The sequence below is a fragment of the Spiroplasma endosymbiont of Halictus nicosiae genome (genome assembly GCF_978018445.1).
On record NZ_OZ389573.1, the window covers coordinates 336099 to 354519 of the forward strand.

Annotated in this window: 23 protein-coding genes; 14 read left to right on the top strand and 9 right to left on the bottom strand. The window is 24.2% G+C overall.

Translation table 4 applies throughout. The annotated features are described in order from the left end of the window. Positions 1 to 399 precede the first annotated feature (399 nt). Positions 400 to 687 (top strand): hypothetical protein, encoded by a 288-nt coding sequence (locus ACZ91P_RS02410; protein ID WP_465157845.1) that lies wholly within the window; start codon positions 400 to 402, stop codon positions 685 to 687. A 587-nt stretch (positions 688 to 1274) separates the two neighbouring features. Here ACZ91P_RS02410 and ACZ91P_RS02415 read toward each other — a convergent pair. From ACZ91P_RS02415 to ACZ91P_RS02440, 6 genes are all read right to left on the bottom strand, one after another. Further along, complete coding sequence (locus ACZ91P_RS02415) at positions 1275 to 1979, bottom strand: hypothetical protein (protein WP_465157846.1); 705 nt, start codon at positions 1977 to 1979, stop codon at positions 1275 to 1277. Positions 1980 to 2071: 92 nt separating this feature from the next. Continuing rightward, positions 2072 to 3130 (bottom strand): hypothetical protein, encoded by a 1059-nt coding sequence (locus ACZ91P_RS02420; protein WP_465157847.1) that lies wholly within the window; start codon positions 3128 to 3130, stop codon positions 2072 to 2074. Positions 3131 to 3209: 79 nt separating this feature from the next. Further along, complete coding sequence (locus ACZ91P_RS02425; protein WP_465157848.1) at positions 3210 to 3593, bottom strand: hypothetical protein; 384 nt, start codon at positions 3591 to 3593, stop codon at positions 3210 to 3212. A gap of 9 nt (positions 3594 to 3602) precedes the next feature. Beyond that, positions 3603 to 4139 carry a hypothetical protein gene (locus ACZ91P_RS02430; protein WP_465157849.1) on the bottom strand — a complete coding sequence of 179 codons (537 nt, stop codon included), beginning with the start codon at positions 4137 to 4139 and terminating at the stop codon, positions 3603 to 3605. A 3-nt stretch (positions 4140 to 4142) separates the two neighbouring features. Next, positions 4143 to 4385, bottom strand: coding sequence for a hypothetical protein (locus tag ACZ91P_RS02435; protein WP_465157850.1), 243 nt, complete (start codon positions 4383 to 4385; stop codon positions 4143 to 4145). 17 nt (positions 4386 to 4402) lie between these two features. Then, a complete protein-coding gene (locus ACZ91P_RS02440) occupies positions 4403 to 4906 on the bottom strand; it encodes a hypothetical protein (protein WP_465157851.1) in 504 nt (167 codons plus the stop codon). Between the two features lie 1763 nt (positions 4907 to 6669). On the opposite strand from ACZ91P_RS02440, the gene ACZ91P_RS02445 reads away from it, so the two are divergent. The 13 genes from ACZ91P_RS02445 (at position 6670) to ACZ91P_RS02505 (ending at position 16128) form a co-directional block, all read left to right on the top strand. Further along, positions 6670 to 6954: a hypothetical protein gene (locus ACZ91P_RS02445; protein WP_465157852.1), complete on the top strand. Its 285-nt coding sequence runs from the start codon at positions 6670 to 6672 to the stop codon at positions 6952 to 6954. Next, positions 6918 to 7715: a hypothetical protein gene (locus tag ACZ91P_RS02450; protein WP_465157853.1), complete on the top strand. Its 798-nt coding sequence runs from the start codon at positions 6918 to 6920 to the stop codon at positions 7713 to 7715. Before ACZ91P_RS02445 ends, ACZ91P_RS02450 begins: the two co-directional genes overlap by 37 nt. 73 nt (positions 7716 to 7788) lie before the next feature. Further along, a complete protein-coding gene (locus ACZ91P_RS02455) occupies positions 7789 to 8247 on the top strand; it encodes a hypothetical protein (protein ID WP_465157854.1) in 459 nt (152 codons plus the stop codon). Positions 8248 to 8265: 18 nt separating this feature from the next. After that, positions 8266 to 9492 (top strand): hypothetical protein, encoded by a 1227-nt coding sequence (locus ACZ91P_RS02460; protein WP_465157856.1) that lies wholly within the window; start codon positions 8266 to 8268, stop codon positions 9490 to 9492. A gap of 95 nt (positions 9493 to 9587) precedes the next feature. Beyond that, positions 9588 to 10619, top strand: a complete 1032-nt coding sequence (locus tag ACZ91P_RS02465) for a hypothetical protein (protein ID WP_465157857.1) — start codon at positions 9588 to 9590, stop codon at positions 10617 to 10619. A 26-nt stretch (positions 10620 to 10645) separates the two neighbouring features. Next, positions 10646 to 11122, top strand: coding sequence for a hypothetical protein (locus ACZ91P_RS02470; protein WP_465157859.1), 477 nt, complete (start codon positions 10646 to 10648; stop codon positions 11120 to 11122). Positions 11123 to 11292: 170 nt separating this feature from the next. Continuing rightward, the gene (locus tag ACZ91P_RS02475) at positions 11293 to 11577 is read left to right on the top strand and encodes a hypothetical protein (protein WP_465157860.1); all 285 of its coding nucleotides are present in this window, start codon (positions 11293 to 11295) and stop codon (positions 11575 to 11577) included. A 21-nt stretch (positions 11578 to 11598) separates the two neighbouring features. After that, positions 11599 to 11832, top strand: coding sequence for a hypothetical protein (locus ACZ91P_RS02480; protein WP_465157861.1), 234 nt, complete (start codon positions 11599 to 11601; stop codon positions 11830 to 11832). Then, a complete protein-coding gene (locus ACZ91P_RS02485) occupies positions 11832 to 12386 on the top strand; it encodes a hypothetical protein (RefSeq protein ID WP_465157862.1) in 555 nt (184 codons plus the stop codon). Before ACZ91P_RS02480 ends, ACZ91P_RS02485 begins: the two co-directional genes overlap by 1 nt. Positions 12387 to 12401: 15 nt before the next feature. Beyond that, a complete protein-coding gene (locus tag ACZ91P_RS02490) occupies positions 12402 to 12671 on the top strand; it encodes a hypothetical protein (protein WP_126821249.1) in 270 nt (89 codons plus the stop codon). Between the two features lie 13 nt (positions 12672 to 12684). Further along, on the top strand, positions 12685 to 13938 hold the full coding sequence (locus ACZ91P_RS02495; RefSeq protein WP_465157863.1) for a hypothetical protein: 1254 nt from the start codon (positions 12685 to 12687) through the stop codon (positions 13936 to 13938). Next, on the top strand, positions 13938 to 14126 hold the full coding sequence (locus tag ACZ91P_RS02500) for a hypothetical protein (RefSeq protein ID WP_465157864.1): 189 nt from the start codon (positions 13938 to 13940) through the stop codon (positions 14124 to 14126). The genes ACZ91P_RS02495 and ACZ91P_RS02500 overlap by 1 nt, the downstream gene beginning before the upstream one ends. Further along, on the top strand, positions 14083 to 16128 hold the full coding sequence (locus ACZ91P_RS02505) for a hypothetical protein (RefSeq protein ID WP_465157865.1): 2046 nt from the start codon (positions 14083 to 14085) through the stop codon (positions 16126 to 16128). The genes ACZ91P_RS02500 and ACZ91P_RS02505 overlap by 44 nt, the downstream gene beginning before the upstream one ends. A gap of 51 nt (positions 16129 to 16179) precedes the next feature. Here the strand turns inward: ACZ91P_RS02505 and ACZ91P_RS02510 are convergent, their stop codons facing one another. From ACZ91P_RS02510 to ACZ91P_RS02520, 3 genes are read right to left on the bottom strand one after another with little or no spacing between them, the layout of a single operon-like run. Next, on the bottom strand, positions 16180 to 16707 hold the full coding sequence (locus ACZ91P_RS02510; protein WP_465157866.1) for a lipoprotein: 528 nt from the start codon (positions 16705 to 16707) through the stop codon (positions 16180 to 16182). After that, positions 16708 to 18225, bottom strand: a complete 1518-nt coding sequence (locus tag ACZ91P_RS02515; RefSeq protein ID WP_465157867.1) for a hypothetical protein — start codon at positions 18223 to 18225, stop codon at positions 16708 to 16710. Next, entirely contained in the window at positions 18212 to 18415 is a 204-nt protein-coding gene (locus ACZ91P_RS02520; RefSeq protein ID WP_465157869.1) for a hypothetical protein, read from the bottom strand. Before ACZ91P_RS02520 ends, ACZ91P_RS02515 begins: the two co-directional genes overlap by 14 nt. Positions 18416 to 18421: the final 6 nt, after the last annotated feature.

An 18421-nucleotide genomic window follows, 5' to 3' on the forward strand; every position in this document is an offset into this window, starting at 1 on the left:
AAATAACCTTTTGGAGTTCCAACCCTCTTGTTTTTTTAGTGTCCGATATTGTTTTTTTCGGTTTAACAGCACTTTTTTATGAAAACAAGCCAAAAAACACATGCTCTGACATTTCACAAGTGATTAATCTTGTCGAGAATTAAAGAAATAAATAGGAGAGTAAATCCAATCGCTTTCACACTTTCTTTAAGATTTCGTGCCATAAATGAGTTATCCATCTTTAAGCATCAAAATATTAAGTTTTAGTATTGCATTATTCATCAGATAGTACCTTTATTAAAAATGATATTATTAGTTGTTAAACCGAAAAAATATAATAAATCACAGAAAGGAAATTATAAAAATTAACTAGTTTGTAGGGCAAAATAGGTTAATTTTTAATTTTAAAGATACTATCTGATGAATAATGCAAATAAAAAAATTGTTCTAATAAGCGATTACTTTAATTTGTATTTAATTACTTTATTTATAATTTTTATAAAACCTAAACTTTTTTCCGACTACCAAATTATTAGTGATTTTGAAAGAATATGTTACAGAGAAGAAAAATTTAATGTAGCTGATAATAAATGATATATTATTATTGCTAAATTAAATTTAGAAGATAATTGAGAAATATTTAAATTTCAAAATAAAGAAATTAAGCCAAATTATATTTTTGGAGCATCGAATTCAAAAAAAGTATAGTATATTGATTAACAAGCAATGTAAATGATATTGAAAGAAAATACTATACAATAGGACTTATTAATTTTAATGGAGATTGAAATAATGTTTCACCGTGAGAAAGAGGAGTTAGCAACTTCAAAGGAATTTATCAATATTTAGGCAATGATGAACTCAATTTACCTAAAATTGATAAAGAGGATAATTTAAAAGTTAAGGAATAATAAATAATAAAAAGAGATTATTAAATCTCTTTTTTTCTTTATCTTGGTATAAATGTAATTTTGACTGGGTTTTCACTTTTATTCCTAATGCCTAGTACATTTGGATTATCAACATCCAATACAATATTTTTGTTATTACCAAAATATTTTCAATGCATTGTGCTATCTAATAATAAATTTATATTTATAATTTTTGATATTCTAATTTTTAATTTTACATTATTAGTGTAATATGCTTGTAAATATGTTTCTTTTATTTTACCGCTATCATTATTAGATAATTTTGTTATTTGAAGTAAAAAATCTAAAACTACTCTTTTATCAGAAGCAAAATATCTATTTTCGTAATCATCACCCTGTAAACCATTAGTATATGCAATAGGTTTAAATGTTTGAATTATTATTATTTATATTTTTTGTATATAAAGTTCTTATATTATCAAAATTAACTTTATCTGTTTGTAAACGACCACTTTCTTGTAAAGTTATATTTGCTAATGAACCCAAATTAATATTACAGTTTAAACCACCCAAAATATCAACATTTCTATCAGGAATAAAATTTTCTATATTAGGTCGTCCACATTCTACTTGTAAATTATTAAGATTACTTATTTCAATAGTTTTATAAGCATCTTGAAATTTACTAATACTTTGAATTGTTGGGTCAATTTGTTTTAAATCAATTTCAGTTTCATAATAAGCATTATGTTCTGCTGTATCATCAAATAAATTAACGGGAGGAAAGTTTTCTTTACATTGAGCTGGTGCAATAATTTTAGTTTTTAATGGTAGTACTACATCGGAAGGCATAATATCTTTGATATAAGGTTTATAGTTATATGGAACTGGTGGAAGAACATATTGTGGGTAATTAAATGTTGGTATTTCATAATCATGTGGTAATAAGAAACTAGTTTTATAATTCGTTGTCATATCTCGTAAATAATTATTTAATACGCTTTTTGTTTTACCACGAAAACTTCATACTGATAATTTTAAATAATCTTCTTCATTGTTAGTATATGGGTTATCAGCATAAAAGATAATTTCAAAATTACCTTTATATAATGCTTGTATTGAAAACATATCAATAATATAACTACAATTTGTCCCATCAGGTGTTTGTAAGAATTCGCAATTATTATCTTTTTCACTATCACTAACTAGTGTTTGAGCATCTACACTGATCTTACTAATTCATTAATTAAATATATGCGATTAGTTTTAGGGTTTAATTGTTTTAAATTGTAAGTTGAATAAGTTATTCGTTCAGTTGGTTTACCATCTTTTTCTAAAACATTACCTTGTATTTTATCAGTTAATAAAGTAGTAAAACTAAAACTAGTAGCATTAGCACCAATCATAGCACCAATTTTATCATTCCCTTGTTTTCTAAATATTTCAAATGGTAAATAACCTTTACCAGCAGCTTTATCATCTCAAAAGGCATCGTTATAAAAACTATAAACATTAGAACTCATAAAACCATTAAGTCACGGGAAATTAGGTCATTTATCATCTTGTGTAATTGTTAAATTACCAATTCAGTCCCAAGGAATACCGAACGAAACAAAGTTTAAAAACTTTCCAATAACAGGTATCGTAAAAGGATTAAATACTAATTTTTGCGTATAGTTTAAAGGTAATACTGTAATTTGACGATTAATAAAATTATTCATATTTAAGATATCTCAAACATTACATGCACCCATTTTATTATATTCAATTTGAACTTGATCAACAGTATTACCAAATTCATCTTTTCTTCTAAAATATGATGATGCTTGGGTACTAATAATGTTATTAATAGTTCCACTATTTACTTTTACTTTATCTGGTGGAGTAATCATTCAATTTTTAGACCAATAAGGTTTAGAATTTGAATTTTCTTCCTTAATAGTTGTTCCAACAGTTGGATTAGTTGCTGTTGAACTTGCTTTATCTGTTATTATCATACCCTCATTATTTTTTTCAATTCAAAAATCAGACATTGATTGAATATGTTCTTTTCAATCTTTATATCCAGTAATAATAGTTGGTTGTATCCCTTGAATGTTATATCAACTTACTTCGGGTGAAGCATAAGTATTTATTTTATCAGGTGGTGCAGGAAACATGTTATACATTAATAAATCTCTTGAATTCATTACTTTTTTATTAAATTGACCTTTAATAATTGGTCGGCCAATAACTGGCATATCAAAAAAGATTGGATTACCATAAAATTTAACTGCCATTGCTCTAACACCTGGGTCTTTTAATAAAATCTCATCTAATTCAACAATACCTTTATTTAGTTTTTCATCATAAGTTATTTTAGGAAAACAATAACCTTCACCTGGGGCACTTGTTTGAATAAATTGTCGTACTGATTAAACCACTATTACTAATTTTGTTATTAATACTTAAAAAAGTAATTTCTTGTCATAAGAAATCACCATCTTCTACGGAATAATAATTAATAACATTTGATGGATATAATCATTGTCTATCTTGAGGTGCAGAATTAATATCACCACCACTAATATTTAAACCACGGTCATCAAATACAGTATAAAAATTATAATAATCATTAATATTTAATTTAGTAATATCTTCATCTAAAATTAATAAAGTATATTGTCATTCTGTTGATTGTTGAGTAAATACTTGTTCAAATTTAGCATCACCAAATTTAATAGAACTTATATCATCAACCATATAAGTATCTTAATATTTACCAACTTTAACCTCTTTTGTATAAAAGTTATCAGCTTTATTATCATTATTAATAAAATAACTTAATTTATATTGGTTTAAGTATTCTAACATTTTATTAATATCATAAATATTTTCACCATCAATTAATTTTCAATAAAGATTATTATTTTTATCTTTTAATTTTATCGCAAAAGGTGTTTCATTATTGGCTCATATTGTTGAGTTAATTGGTTGATTTTTAAAATCATCAATTGTTAATATATTAATTTCTTGACCTTTATATTTTTGGACTATTTTTAAAGTATCTTGTCATTGAGCAATCGTACTTTCCATATTATCAAATATTCTTGAATAACTACCATAATCACTTGGTTTAGCATTATTGGGTTTTCAACCTGTTTCAGTATCAGGAATATATGAACTATAAACATTAAAAGGAAATACCATTCAATGTCTATGTTCTTTTATACTTTCTCTTATATCTATTGCAGTAGCACCTGCTCCTGTTCTTAATCATTGCATAGCTGCTGGACTATTTTTTTGCATTTGTTAATTCTCCTTTATTTCTGTTCTACCTTGTACGGCATTTTGATTATTACCAGTTTCATAATATTCCATTAATTTATTATTATGTTTTATCTCTTGGGCATGCCTTTTATCTCAGTATTTTTCAATTTTTTCATAATATTTGATTGCTTCTAATTCATCAACATTATCATATTCAGTTATCGCTCTTATTGGCTCCATTGTTCAATTATCTAATCTAGTAGTAATTAATTCATTTTGTCGCATTTGGTCTACTAAAATAATTATTTTATAATTTCATATTTCATTGAAGTTTTATATAAATAATAAAATGGTTTATATATAAATGATTGGTAAAATATAAAATAAGTTTCATATCCTCCGCCATTAAAAAATATTTTATTTTCTTCTTTATTAAGAAAAACTGGTTTTGAATATCATACTGTCTCTGGGATAATTTTAAATGATTTTTCATTTATGTTAATATTATTATTTTTGAAATTTTCCCATAATTTTGATGTTAAGTTCATTGTTGTTAATTTTTTTTCTTTGATATTTTCTATTAATATATTTCAAAATTCTTCAAAAACTTTAAATTGTTTTATTTCGTTATTTCAGTATTCTACTACTTTGTAATAATTTAAAAATTCTAATATTTTTTTTGCAAATTCAGATAACTTATTATTGATATCTTTTTCTCTTAATTGAAAAGTTGAAAGAAAGTTTTTTCCTGATGTATATTGATATCTTCCATTTAATGATAAACCATAAATATTAATATAATTCATATTAAAACTAAATTTTGCTAATTCAATAATTTTACCATTTAGTTTTGGTACTATTTTATTTTTATATTGTTGAATAAAATTATTAATTAAATCTTCTTCTTTTTCATCTTTTTTAATTCATAAATTTAATTGATGTTCTAATCTTTTGCCTTTAATATTATTGTGATAGTCTCCACGATCATATATGTCATTAAATAGATAAGATTCTAAATTTATAAATTTCCCTTTATTATAAGTAATTCCTTCAATATTATTTTCTTTTATAAAATTTTGTAAAATTTTAGTAAATATATCATTAACATTGTTTTCATTAACTTTTAAATCAATTTTAAATTCATTATATAAAGTTTTAAAATCTTTTTCTGCGAATTCTATTAATTGTTTATTAATAAAAAATGAAGATATTTTTTGATCAAAATAATTTATGATTTCTTTTTTTCAAAATATTAAATCCTTTATTATTATTTGTTATATTAAAATTTGTTGTAAAATTTGCTATTTTTATTTGTTTTTTATATTTAATTTGATAATTAAATTCAAATTCACAAGATACAACTTTTAAAATTGAATTATTAAAGTTACTTTCATTTTTTTCATTAATTTTATTTAAATCAATAAATTTAATTGTTATATAAAGTTCATTAATATCATAATTAATTGGTTCATAATTTATATAATAATTAGAATATTTGTTTTTAATGTATTGATTAATATTTGTTAAAAATGTATTAAATCTTAAAAAAATACTATCTCTAATAAAAGTATCTTCTTTTTTATTATAATCTAATTTATATATATTTTCTTCTTCATTATTTTGTACTAATGAATAAAGATAATCATTTTCTATTTTAATATCATTTAAAAAAGTATTATTTTGTAAGTAATTTTTTGGTAATCGGAAAAAAGCTTAGTTTTTATAAAAATTATAAATAAAGTAATTAAATACAAATTAAAGTAATCGCTTATTAGAACGATTTTTTTATTTGCATTATTCATCAGATAGTATCTTTAAAATTAAAAATTAACCTATTTTGCCCTACAAACTAGTTAATTTTTATAATTTCCTTTCTGTGATTTATTATATTTTTTCGGTTTAACAACTAATAATATCATTTTTAATAAAGGTACTATCTGATGAATAATGCAATACTAAAACTTAATATTTTTTGATGCTTAAAGATGGATAACTCATCTATGGCACGAAGCCTTAAAGAAAGTGTGAAAGCGATTGGATTTACTACTCCTATTTATTTCTTTAATTTTCGGCAAGATTAATCACTTGCGAAATGTCAGAGCATGTGTTTTTTGGTTTGTTTTCATAAAAAGAGTGTTGTTAAACCGAAAAAAACAATATCGGACACTAAAAAACAAGAGGGTTGGAACTCTAAAAGGTTATTTTCTTTATATAAAGTTGTGTAGGGATGGATGAAGCGTAATTAATAACTGGATAAACTGTTTTTTGTTTATTTCCGTATGGGGGTAAACTCTATCAAAATATCCTATCCGCCCCCGCTCACCTTCAAAGTGGAGCGGGCGGCGAAGTAATTAAATATTAAAATAAATTATTTACTAAATATCAAAATATTAACCAATAAAGGAATATTATGTTTTTTTACAGAAAGAAAAATATTTGATGAAAAAATGAAATAAAAAAATTAAAAATAAATTACAAGAATTAATGATACAAGCTTATCTGGTAACAGTAAATGATATTAATGATGAAATTTGATCAACAAATAAAAAGAATTAAGGAGTATAGATAAATGACAGAATATAAAAGTAAATATATTAATAAAACTTGAAATGAAATAACAACATCATTTGATTGAGTTAATTGTCAACCTATTAATTGTCGTATTTCACATCATAAAAAGCATTGTGATTTGCAATGTTTAGAATGAGCCAAAATGTACTTAAATTTATTTAAAGACAAGTGAGATGTTATTGTTTCATATATGCAATATTATAAAATTAACGATATTTTAGATTTAGCATCCGATGGATGAAAAATATGACAAATTGACAAAAAAATAAAACAAATAAATTAAAATATATTATTGCAATTGACCCTGCTGGAATTGGACAAACTGGTATTATTATTTATAATGTTTTGCAAAAGAAAATAATTAATAATATTACTTTTAATTCCAAAAATGAAGAAGAAGAAATAAATAATATGTATTTAATATTAAATGAGTTTAAAAATAAAATTTGTTCTTATTTAAATAAAGTTATTGTAATAATTGAAGATTATCAACTTCATAAGGGTTTAAAAATAAAAAATCCATTATCTACTCCTAAATTTATTGGTGGTTTAAAAATTTTATGCAAATATCTATTTAATTTAAAATATATTTTGCAATCACCAGTCATTAAGAAAAATTATATTTATAAAGGAAATATTAAAATGTCAGAGCACGAACACGATGCTTGAAAACATTTACAGTATTTTTTAGCAAAAGGAGTTGAAAAAATGGCACAAACAAAAAGTAATTTACCTAAAAAATCAATAACTAATAAACCTAAAATAAAAAATAAAAAAGTTAATAAGTTAGAATTAACTGTTAGATTACATGAAAATCCGATTAAAACTAAGATTAAGGCACTGGTTGCTGGTGGTGTTGAAGTTGATGCTTGCTCGGCTAAATGTCAGTGAGAAGGATTAAATTACTCAACATTATCAATATATAACCCATCTATTTTAACTGAGTTTTTGAAATTAAAAAAAGATGATGAGATAAAAATTAAAGGCTCAGTATTTAATCAGTTAAATATAAAAACTAAACGCTTTTTTTGTCTTTTAGAGTAGACAGTTTTGAAATTATACAAAAAGCGATTAGAAAAAGAACAAATACAAATATTAAAAAATAGGAGGAAAAACAATGGCATTAAAAAATGTAAAATATGTTCTTATTAATGAAAATAGTGAACCTATTAAAAATGAAGATGGTAGTTTAGATATTAAAACTGCTGAAATTATTTTAGAAAATACTGCTGAAGTTGAAGAATTTAATGCAATTAATTTAGAAAATAGTAATCAGCAAATCAACGAACTACAAACAAAAAATACTGAATTAACTTCACAAATTGAACAACAAACAATTCAATTAAAACAAATTGAAGTAATTGACTTTATTAATTCTTTAACTGATAATGAAGAATTTAAAAATGTTTTATTAAAGTCTTATGATATTACTGATGATATTGAAATCATTAAAACACAATTGCAAAGTGTTTATGATGAATTAATTAAGGTACAAACAGTTAATACTGGTGGCGTACAAAAAGTAAAAAACAAAGAAAACAATATTTTAGATACAGACAATGTATTTAATAAATAAGAAAGAAGGTATAAAATTATGGCACAAAACCCACAAAGAATTTTCGGAGATATTGCTAATCAAGCAACAAAACGAGATCGAGAAACATTTGAACAATGATATTTACAAACTTATCAACAAAAATTTAGTTGAGAAGCATTATTTGCATGAAAAGATGCAAGTAAATTTAGTTTAGCATATAAAAGAAAGAAAAATATTAAATATAATGAAGGTTCTGGTAAAGATGGGAAAGTATTTAATACTGATGATAAATTATTAAATTATTCAGAAGTAGAATTTGATGATGGAATTGTTGAATTAGATACAATTTTAACTTTTGCTCGTAAATTAGACCCTGTAGAAAGTGATTTTAACCCTAATCTTTGGGCTGCTGATATTGAAGAAGCAATGGATACTGAGGTTGCTTATAAACGTAATAAAATTTTAGAAATTATTAATAAAGGAGTAGTTACAACCATTCAAGGCCAAAAAGCAGATGATACTAATGCTTTACAAATTCACAATGAAATTATGGATAAAATATATGAAAATGGATTTACCCCATCAGAAACAGTTGTTTTAGGTTCGGCTGATTTTATTCGTGGAATTCGTAATAAATTACAGTTACAACTTGGAGCAAATGACCAAATAAACAATGTAATTGAAACAAGCGGAGCAATGAAAACTGTTGAAGGAACAACATATTATATGGTTCCTAAAAAATTACCAATTATTAATAAAGATGATTCAGAAGGAACAATTACTCTATTACCAGATGGTGTTAATGCAATTGCCTTTAAATTTAGTAAAAAATATGACCCTCTTATCTTACACAAAAAAGACCATACTCCATTAAGAGTTGGTGCAGCTGCATTGGGTACTGTAATGGGTAATACTTTAATTATGGAAAGAGTTTTATATTTAGGTGGAGCAGTGGTTGAACCCAAAGGAATTATTAAACATATTGTTTCAAAAATTGATATTAGTAAAATTAATAAAATAGATAAACCAAATATTCATGTTACAGACCCAACAAAAGCAACAGTCGAACAGTTAAAATCACAATTTAAAGATGTTGTTTTAAAAGCAGTAAAAGCAGTAAATAGTTCTTTAACTGAAAGTGATTTTGATTACTTTGTTGAAAGTAAAGGTGAAGATTGACCAATTAATATTACAAATGATAAAACTGTTTCTGTTCAAATTGATGGTAAAAACAACGCTACTGGTCAAATATCTCCGATTGATGTTAAAATTAAAAATTCTTAATAGTACTAAAAAATAGTACTTTTTCGTTTGATAGATATGCCAATTGGAACATCTAAAACAGCCCTTATTTATGCTGTTAAAAAAATCGAACTAGATTGTCAATCCAACAACAAGAAAAAAGTTTTGGTTTACAGTTATTAGAATTTTTAGGAATTCAAGTTTTAGCTCTTGGTTTATCAGTTTTAACTGGTGGTATTGCTTCGGCTGTTGGTCTTAGTGCGAGATTATCTAATTTTGCCGCAGCATTTATCTCATTTGGAATAAAAACAGCAACCGATTTTGCCGTAAATCAAATATACGATAAATTAACATCAGAAGTGACAGTAAAAAGTACTGTCTTAAATTTGCTACCAGCAATTGGTGGTATTGGAAAATTAACGCGTGCTGCTCGAACAACTAAAATTTTAAAATTAGCGAAAGAAACTAAACTACTTGAAAAATTAGGTGTAATAACTGCTAATAATTTAGAAGATGTTGTAAGACAAGTTAGAGGTAAAAAGATTTTATCTGATAAATTAATATTTGATTTTACAAAACAAGCTAATAATGAAACTTTATTATATACAATTGGAAAATTATCCCGAAATGATTTTTATAAGAGTTTTAAAGTTTCTAAATTAGAAACAATTAATAATTTATTAAAAATTGAAAAAAATATTCAAAAAATAAGTCCTACATTAGTTCAAAAAATACCACGCATAAATGAAATAAATGCTAATAAATGATTGTCTGAATATGGATTAAATATTGATAAAATAAGCAAAATTAATACTAATGAGTGATATAACATAATGACTAATCTTCATAAAAAAGGTGTTGGTAAAAACCTAATATTAAATGCTAATTTAATGCGGGGCAGTAAAATATATAATAATAAATTATTAAATATTTTTCATCAAACACCAATTAAATTAAATAAAATTTTAAATCATTTAAACCCAAATTTTTATATTCAAAAAGTAACTAAAAAATTATTAGCCCCAATTGAAAAACAAATAATTACTATTAAACAAAAAGTAATTAGTAAAATTACTGATAAAACTAAAAAAATATTATCTAAATTTGAAACTAAGGCTATTAAAAAAGGTCAATTATTACCTTTTGCTTATGGTTCTGATGTTTTTTAGCAGTTAAAATTGTTCCTTTATCAGTTGTGGGTGAAGTTGCTTTAACAATATATTATAAAAATCCTAAATATGTCCCTATTGTCGTTATGACAACTTTAATCAAAGCAGAACAGTTTGTTTTGGCTCCTGAACCGTTTAAATTCTATATGAACAGTGAGTGGTTTATTGGTTGGGGATTTAAAAAAACAAGTTTGTTTAATTTAGTTTCTTTTGCCCCACTTGTTTATCAGCAAGTAGTAAAAAATAGTTTTAAAATATATCGGACAATTGCTAAGATATTAAAAATGCAAGAACAATTTAAAAATAACTTTAATAAATATAAATTGTTAAATACGCTAGAAGATAGTGCGGTTACTAGTTTGTTAGGTAATGGACTAGTATTTCAAGCATATAAACAACTCAGAACAAAACAAGATTTAAACAAAACAATTAAAACAAAAACATTACTAAATAGTAAAAAATTTATATTAAAGAAAATATATTCTAAAAAAAGTAAATGATAAGGAGATGATTAAATGTTAAATGAATTATGACAAAATGTTACTTTGGAAAATTATAATAATTTTATTCCAATGACAGGTAAAATTACACAAGTTCCAGTTCGTTATAATAAGTTTTTTAAAGGTGATGTGTAGAATTATGATTTAAAACATTTGCTTTAAGAGCCCAAAATATGATTAATTCTTACTTAAACTATCCATTTTCAAAACTAAAGTTTGAAACATTTAAAGATCCATTATTAAAGAAAATTTGTATTAATATGGTGTTTATTACGATTGTGCATTGAACATTTAACTGCATTCCAATTGAATTTTTTACTTCGGCAAATATGAGTGTTGGAGATATTAATTATTCATCGCAAAATGACCCCATGATTATTTGACAAGGTCTATTGCCTACCTATGCAAAATCATTGGCTAATTTAACAACTTTAAAGAAAATGTTTCGTACTTTTTAAGAAGAAGGTATTGATTTAACAATGATTGATTTAGAATCATATTATACTCAATTAGAAGTTGATGCTTTAATAGAAAAAGAAAAAACTAAGATTGACAATAAAACTATTGTTAAAAATAACAATAATGAAATAAATGTTCCCTTTGATAATGATACTATTTATGAAAAAATGGTGTCTGAAAAGCAAAACAAAGTGGTGGTAGTGATATTAAAATTGATAATAAAACAATTATTAAAAATACTGCTGATGAATTAATGGTTTCAGATTTAAAACAAAATAAAATAACTTTGTTACCTAATAGTAGTGATCGTGTTAATGCTGATTTTAATGCTGAAAACGGGGAATTAAGAATTTGAGACCCTAGTTTTGAAGGTGGTAAAAATACTGCTGATTATATGATTATTGATAGTACAGTTGCGGGAATTGAAAGTACTCATGATACATTTGGTACTACTAAATATTTAGATAAATTTTATTTACAGAAAAAAGATTTACCTAAAATATCAAATGATTGAAAAGTTGTTGATACTAGTGATTTTGTTCAAGATTCTAAAGGATATAAAATTAAAAATTTTAATAAGTCAGAATATTATTATCGTTTATGGTGTTATACAACGCTTGAGATAGAACTATATATAATTACGCATATAAACTTTAAAGGTCAATTAGCAAGTGGAATATCATATGGAAATAATCCAAGTCGTTGAATTACCATTCAATTATTTTCCAACGGTGAGTTTAAATTATCATCAATATCAAATAGTGTTGAAATTAAAGGATTGTATATTGAAAGAAAAAAAGTAAGTTAGGAAGGAGATGGTATTATGCCAAAAGTAACTATTAAAGATATGATTATGTTTTTGAAAATATTTGGAGTTTCATCATTGTTTTTTATTGCCGGAATTATTATTTGTTTTATCGGAGAAAAAACATTGGGTATTTCTTGACCAGCATATGTTATTGTTTCAGCAATGCTTATTGGAGCAGGAATTATAGTTTTAATTATTGAAACTATTAGATTTATCAAAACTCATAACAAACAACAAAAACAAGATAGTATTGAAGATGTTATTAAAAAAGAAGATACGAAATAAATAAGTGATATAAATGGGATTGTTATTAGCAAAAAAGAAATTAAAAAAAGAATATGATATTGATAGTTATTATCTTAATTTAGCATCAACGATTACTAATCGTAAAAATGTTACTGTTCAAAAACATAAGGAGATTTTAGAAAAAAGAATTTGTGAAGATAATGCTAATTTTTTAAATCCACGAGATTTAGAAATTAGCATTTATAATCCAATTAATAATAAACAGATAGATACTAAATTAATTAATAACTTTTTAAAAATGCAAGACTTTACTAATAAGAATTGATATAACGAATATAAAATTAATAAGAATGGTAAAGGTGCATATTTTATTTTTGCTAATAATTTAAAACTTAATTTTATTACTATTGATTTTTATAATAACCAATATGACGAATTAGGTAATTTAGTATCTTGTACTTTTGATTATGACCCTTATATTAAAAATGACCAGAGTGTTTTTGTTACTGAAAAATTAGAAATTGATTATGTAACTAAAAAAGTAAAAGTTATTAGAAAGTTAAAAACACGATTATACAGCACTATTACCGACTTATATATTGATGATGCTAAATGAAATAACTATACAACTTTACAAAGAGAAGAAATATTGCCACTTAATTTTATACCAATTGAAATTATTCCTAATAACCCTAATTTTGAGCCTTCTGCTCGTTATGGTAAACAATTTGCTAGTATTTTAGATATTATTGCTGAAAAGATAATGTTAGATCTATTATTAAATAGTGGTAAATTTACCATTAATACTAATGATGTTACTGGTGTGGTTGACCAAAAAATTAGTAAAATGTTGGCTTCATTTATTAAAAATGACTTGTTATTAGTTGAAGAAGACTCTGATAGTAATTTTCAACCAGTAGACTATATTGCTGGTAATTTTAAAGGTGAACAATTAACCAAAATATATGATTGATTATTAACTAATTACTATAAAATAAATCGCCATCATGTTCCCGCAATCGCCAAGGGAGCCCAACAAACACAAGCAGAAGTTGCGGGAGTAAATATTCAAACAAACGCATCATACGAACAAATGATATATATTAGAGAAATTAAATTAACTGAATTCATTATTAAGTTAATTAAATATGATAATGCTATTTTAAACAGTAGAACATTCAATATTAAAAATATTGATGATTTAATTATTGATGTTCGCTTACCAGTAAATGCAACTTTAAACAGACAATTAAATAACAATGAAACTATTATAAATATGCCTAATGAAGAAGGAGAACAAGAATAATGTTAAAACCATCTGAAAAAATGTTAGCACAATTAGCAGAAAATGATGAACCAATTGACTATTCAATTGATAGTATTCCATTAGATTTTGCTAGTCAATCGCAGTACAGCGGCCCTGATTTAGAACAATTATTTACTGAAGACCGTGCTAGAACCTTATATATTTATAAAATTAATAATTCTTGTTAAGACAAAGCAAAAACCAATCTTAAACTACTCTCAAAATAGCGTTAAAATAGGTTTTATTGGCAAAGATGAATATATTAAAATAACTGGTTATGAAATTAGTGATTTTAATTTTAAATTACAAATTCAACAAAATAGCACAGTCCAAGATAATAGCACAAGTTATGTAATGATTGATGAAAAAGATATTTTAATTAATGATATTTCAAAAAAAGACAAAGAATTTTTAGAATCCTATGACTTAAAAATAGTATCTATTAACGAACCAATTAGTGAAGACAATAAAAATGAATGTTATATCATTGAAGAATACAAACGCCCTTATTCACCTGATGGTGTTGATATTATTAAATCCACTCATTTAGTTAAAATAACTGACTTTAAATGAAAAAACCAAAATAGTATTCATTTAGTATTACAAAAATCATTACCCGAAGACACAGTATTTACTGGGATTGAGATTAAATATCCTAAATCAATGTTATTTGGAAATATTAAATGCTGAGGCAATGTGAATGGTGTTTATTCTTATCCACAATTAATTATTCAAAATGCTAACTTAGTACCCTTACTATCAATGCCAATTGAAACAAAACCTAATGTACGAATATTTCAATATTGATTTACCGAAAGTTTTTTATCGTGGTTTATTGCAAAAATATATATTAAACCAGATGATATTTTAAGTTTAATAAAAAATAATGGTTTAGAAAAAGTTTTATTAAATTATTTAACTTATCGTTATAATTATGATCGAAAATTTCAAGGGGCAAAATACGATAAAAAAGGCAATCCTACAAATAAAGCGGCTGAATTACGCCAAAAATTCGAAGGACAAAAACCAGAAGATGTTATTGATGGTTTATTTGAAAATTGAAAATTAGACAATCCAAGTGAATTACATAAAAGATATGTAAAAAGAATTAAACAAGTGATATACATGTTATCAAATTATACATATAGTAAATATGCAATTAATAAAGGCTATAATGATGATGTTAAATTATTTGCCCCTTATTATTTTGAATTAATATTTAATCCAAGAGAGGTAGAAACTGGATATTGAGAATTTGAACATTGTAAAGTTAAATTAAATTCATCATATTTTAATTTTAGTGGTGACTCTACTACATCAACATCAATAAATTATTGAGAAGAAGTTGATGCAACGGAAAAACCATTTAACAAAATTGATGATAAATATTATTTTATTGTGTGGCATGGTAATCTAAATAATGATTGAAAAATTATTAAATTTAAATATGATAAGTATGAAAAAAATAAAGTACTTGATAAGTATAATAATTATGAACTTCAATTATTTCAAACCGGAAAAGCAGAACAAGGTTATTGAAAAAGTATTTGTTTAGTTGATAATAATGGAATATCCAAATATTTTGCGTGAAGTTTTTATGCTAATTATTTTAAATCAGTTTATCGTTGAAATAATGATATTGAGCTAAATCTACCTTTTATTTCACCTAAAACTGGGCAAATTACAGATTGAAATTTAAAGCAACAAGTTAATATTAATAACAACAAAAATAATGAAATTAAAGTAAATGTTAAAAATAATGATATTTCAGAAAACCCCATTTATCAATTAGAAGCAAATTATTTTAATTGGTTATCAATAACAAATGAATTAGAAACAAATAGCATTCCTTCTCTTATTCCTGCTGAAATTAAATTATCAAATGGAGAATATGGCAAATATTTAACTAATTTAATTGTTTCTAACTACAAAATAGAAGAATATTTAAACTATTTTTCACAACGATATAGATTAATTTATTCTAAGGCGGTTTGGACAAGTATGACTAAAAATTTAGTTGAAAATAGTATTAAAATAACTTATGATGTTAAACTATTTATTTTAAATCAAATTGAAATATCTGGATATGGGGTTATGGAAATTATGATATTACAATTTTTACTGAAAAAGAACAAATTAATATTAATAATTTACAATTATTTAATAAAAATAATGAAAAAATTTCATTAATTACATTAGAAATATAAAAAGTCATTTTAATAAATGACTTTTTATATTTTTTTATTCTCTTTTAACTTTTATTTGTCCGGTTTTTGGATCAATAATTAGTGTGTTTGGTTTACTATCATTATTTCAACGATAAACTGATTTAAAATAATTAGCATAAAAACTTCACGAAAAATATTTAAATATTCCATTATTATCAACTAAACAAATACTTTTTCAATAACCTTGTCCTGCTTTTCCGGTTTGAAATAATTGAAGTTCATAATTATTATACTTATTAAGTACTTTATTTTTTTCATACTTATCATATTTAAATTTAATAATTTTTCAATCATTATTTAGATTACCATGCCACACAATAAAATAATATTTATCATCAATTTTGTTAAATGGTTTTTCTTGTGGCGCCATTCATTCTAAATTGTCATTTATTTCTTGCTTATTTGTATTTATTTGATTTTCTTCTTTTAATTTTGCTAATTGTTCTTTTGTATATTCTTGTGTTGTATTACAAGCAACTAAACTTGTTGTACTTGTTCTAATTAAAGTGATTGAACTTAAAGGACTTAATATTTTTTTCATTTAATCACATTTAAAAACTCTAATTGTTAAAGCTAATAATGTACGAATAATAGCTCCAATTGCAGTCCCTAAAACAGGAACAGTTTCTGTACCAACTGTTGCTCCAATTGCAGCACCGGTTCCTGCTGCTGCACTAAGAACAAACATTTTTCTTATTCAGGTTACGCGATTGATTATACCTGCTTCTTTATTAAGAGATGTCTGATGTTTTTTGGCTTTAAACATCTTAATTTTATAGCCTAAATAAGGGTAAATATCTTCTTGTAATTTTTGCATAAAGTCGTGTGCATTAATATCATAATGAAATGTAGCATATTCAAAACCATCAAATTTATCAAATGTATTAATTATTCATTGCCCGTAATGTTCAACTATTTCATTTAAATTCATTGCGTTTTTTGGTGTAACAACATTTTTTTCAATTAAATATTTATCATATTCATTATTTTCATTAATTTTATAACCACTAAATAAAAACACCGTGTGGTCTTCACTACCATTAGCATAATCCACACCAATTGAATAACTATCAAATTGATACTGTTTTGTATTGGAATTATAAAAATCTTGTAAATTATACTCTTTAATATATTTACGATAATTTCATAAAACATAAATACTGGGGTCATTATCGTTATATTCAAATCCGTAGTATTCAAGTTCAAATAAATCAGGTCGCTCTTGTTTGTTTGTTAAAACAAGTTTTTTAGTAATATCAGGTATTTTATTTCAAACAGCACCCATTGTTAATCGTAAATTAAAAATACCCAAACCATTAAATGCTTGTTTGTTTTCTGAATATACTTGATTGTGTTCTTTTAAAATATTTTTAATTCTTTCATTTAAGGGTAAATATGGAGTTACAAATTTTTCATAAAAGACATGGTATTTATCAAAAGGATTAAACGTAAATTGATTAGAATATGTTTTATGAAAATATGTTATTACTGTTATGTATTGTTTTGCTATGTTGTCTCATTCTTGAAATGTCCAAAATAATTCTTTTACTGAAATAGGATTATCTAAATTATATTGTTTATTATCATTTTCATCAGTATATTTTTCATAAGATACTTTTAAGCTTTTTGATCTAAACATGGAAATTCGCAAATTATTATAACGTTTATCTAATTCTTTATCAGTTAAAATTTCTTTTTCTTCAGCATGTATCATTTCATCTGTTCACGCTGATATAATACCACTACCTTTACCAACTTTTCCCATAATTTTATTACCATTAGCATAACCCGTAAAATCAATTCTCACACCACTAGGAAAAACAATTTCGCCACCTTCTTTAACATTTTTAGGTCAAACAATGCCATTTTCATTGTCGGGTCCTATATCAATCCCATATTTATCGTATAAATAATTACATACATTAATTGTATCGCCAAATGTAGTATCTTCATGGGTATTGGCATATCTTCGTAAAATGTTAGATGAAGCATCAGTAAAATTACAAGTAAAAAATAATTTTTCTGCTATGTGATTTCATGTCTTATTAGTACCACGCACGCCCCGCTGAAACAAACTTTAAAAAAGTTGGTGAAGTAAAATATCGGGCATAACTATCACCAACAAAGTCTTTAAATACTTCTCAATCAAAACCAAAATTATAGTCACTAAAATTCAAATCATATTTTTTATTTAAATATTTATAATTAGTAATCCGTTTTTTGTTATTAATTTTGGTAAAATACTGCATTTTTAA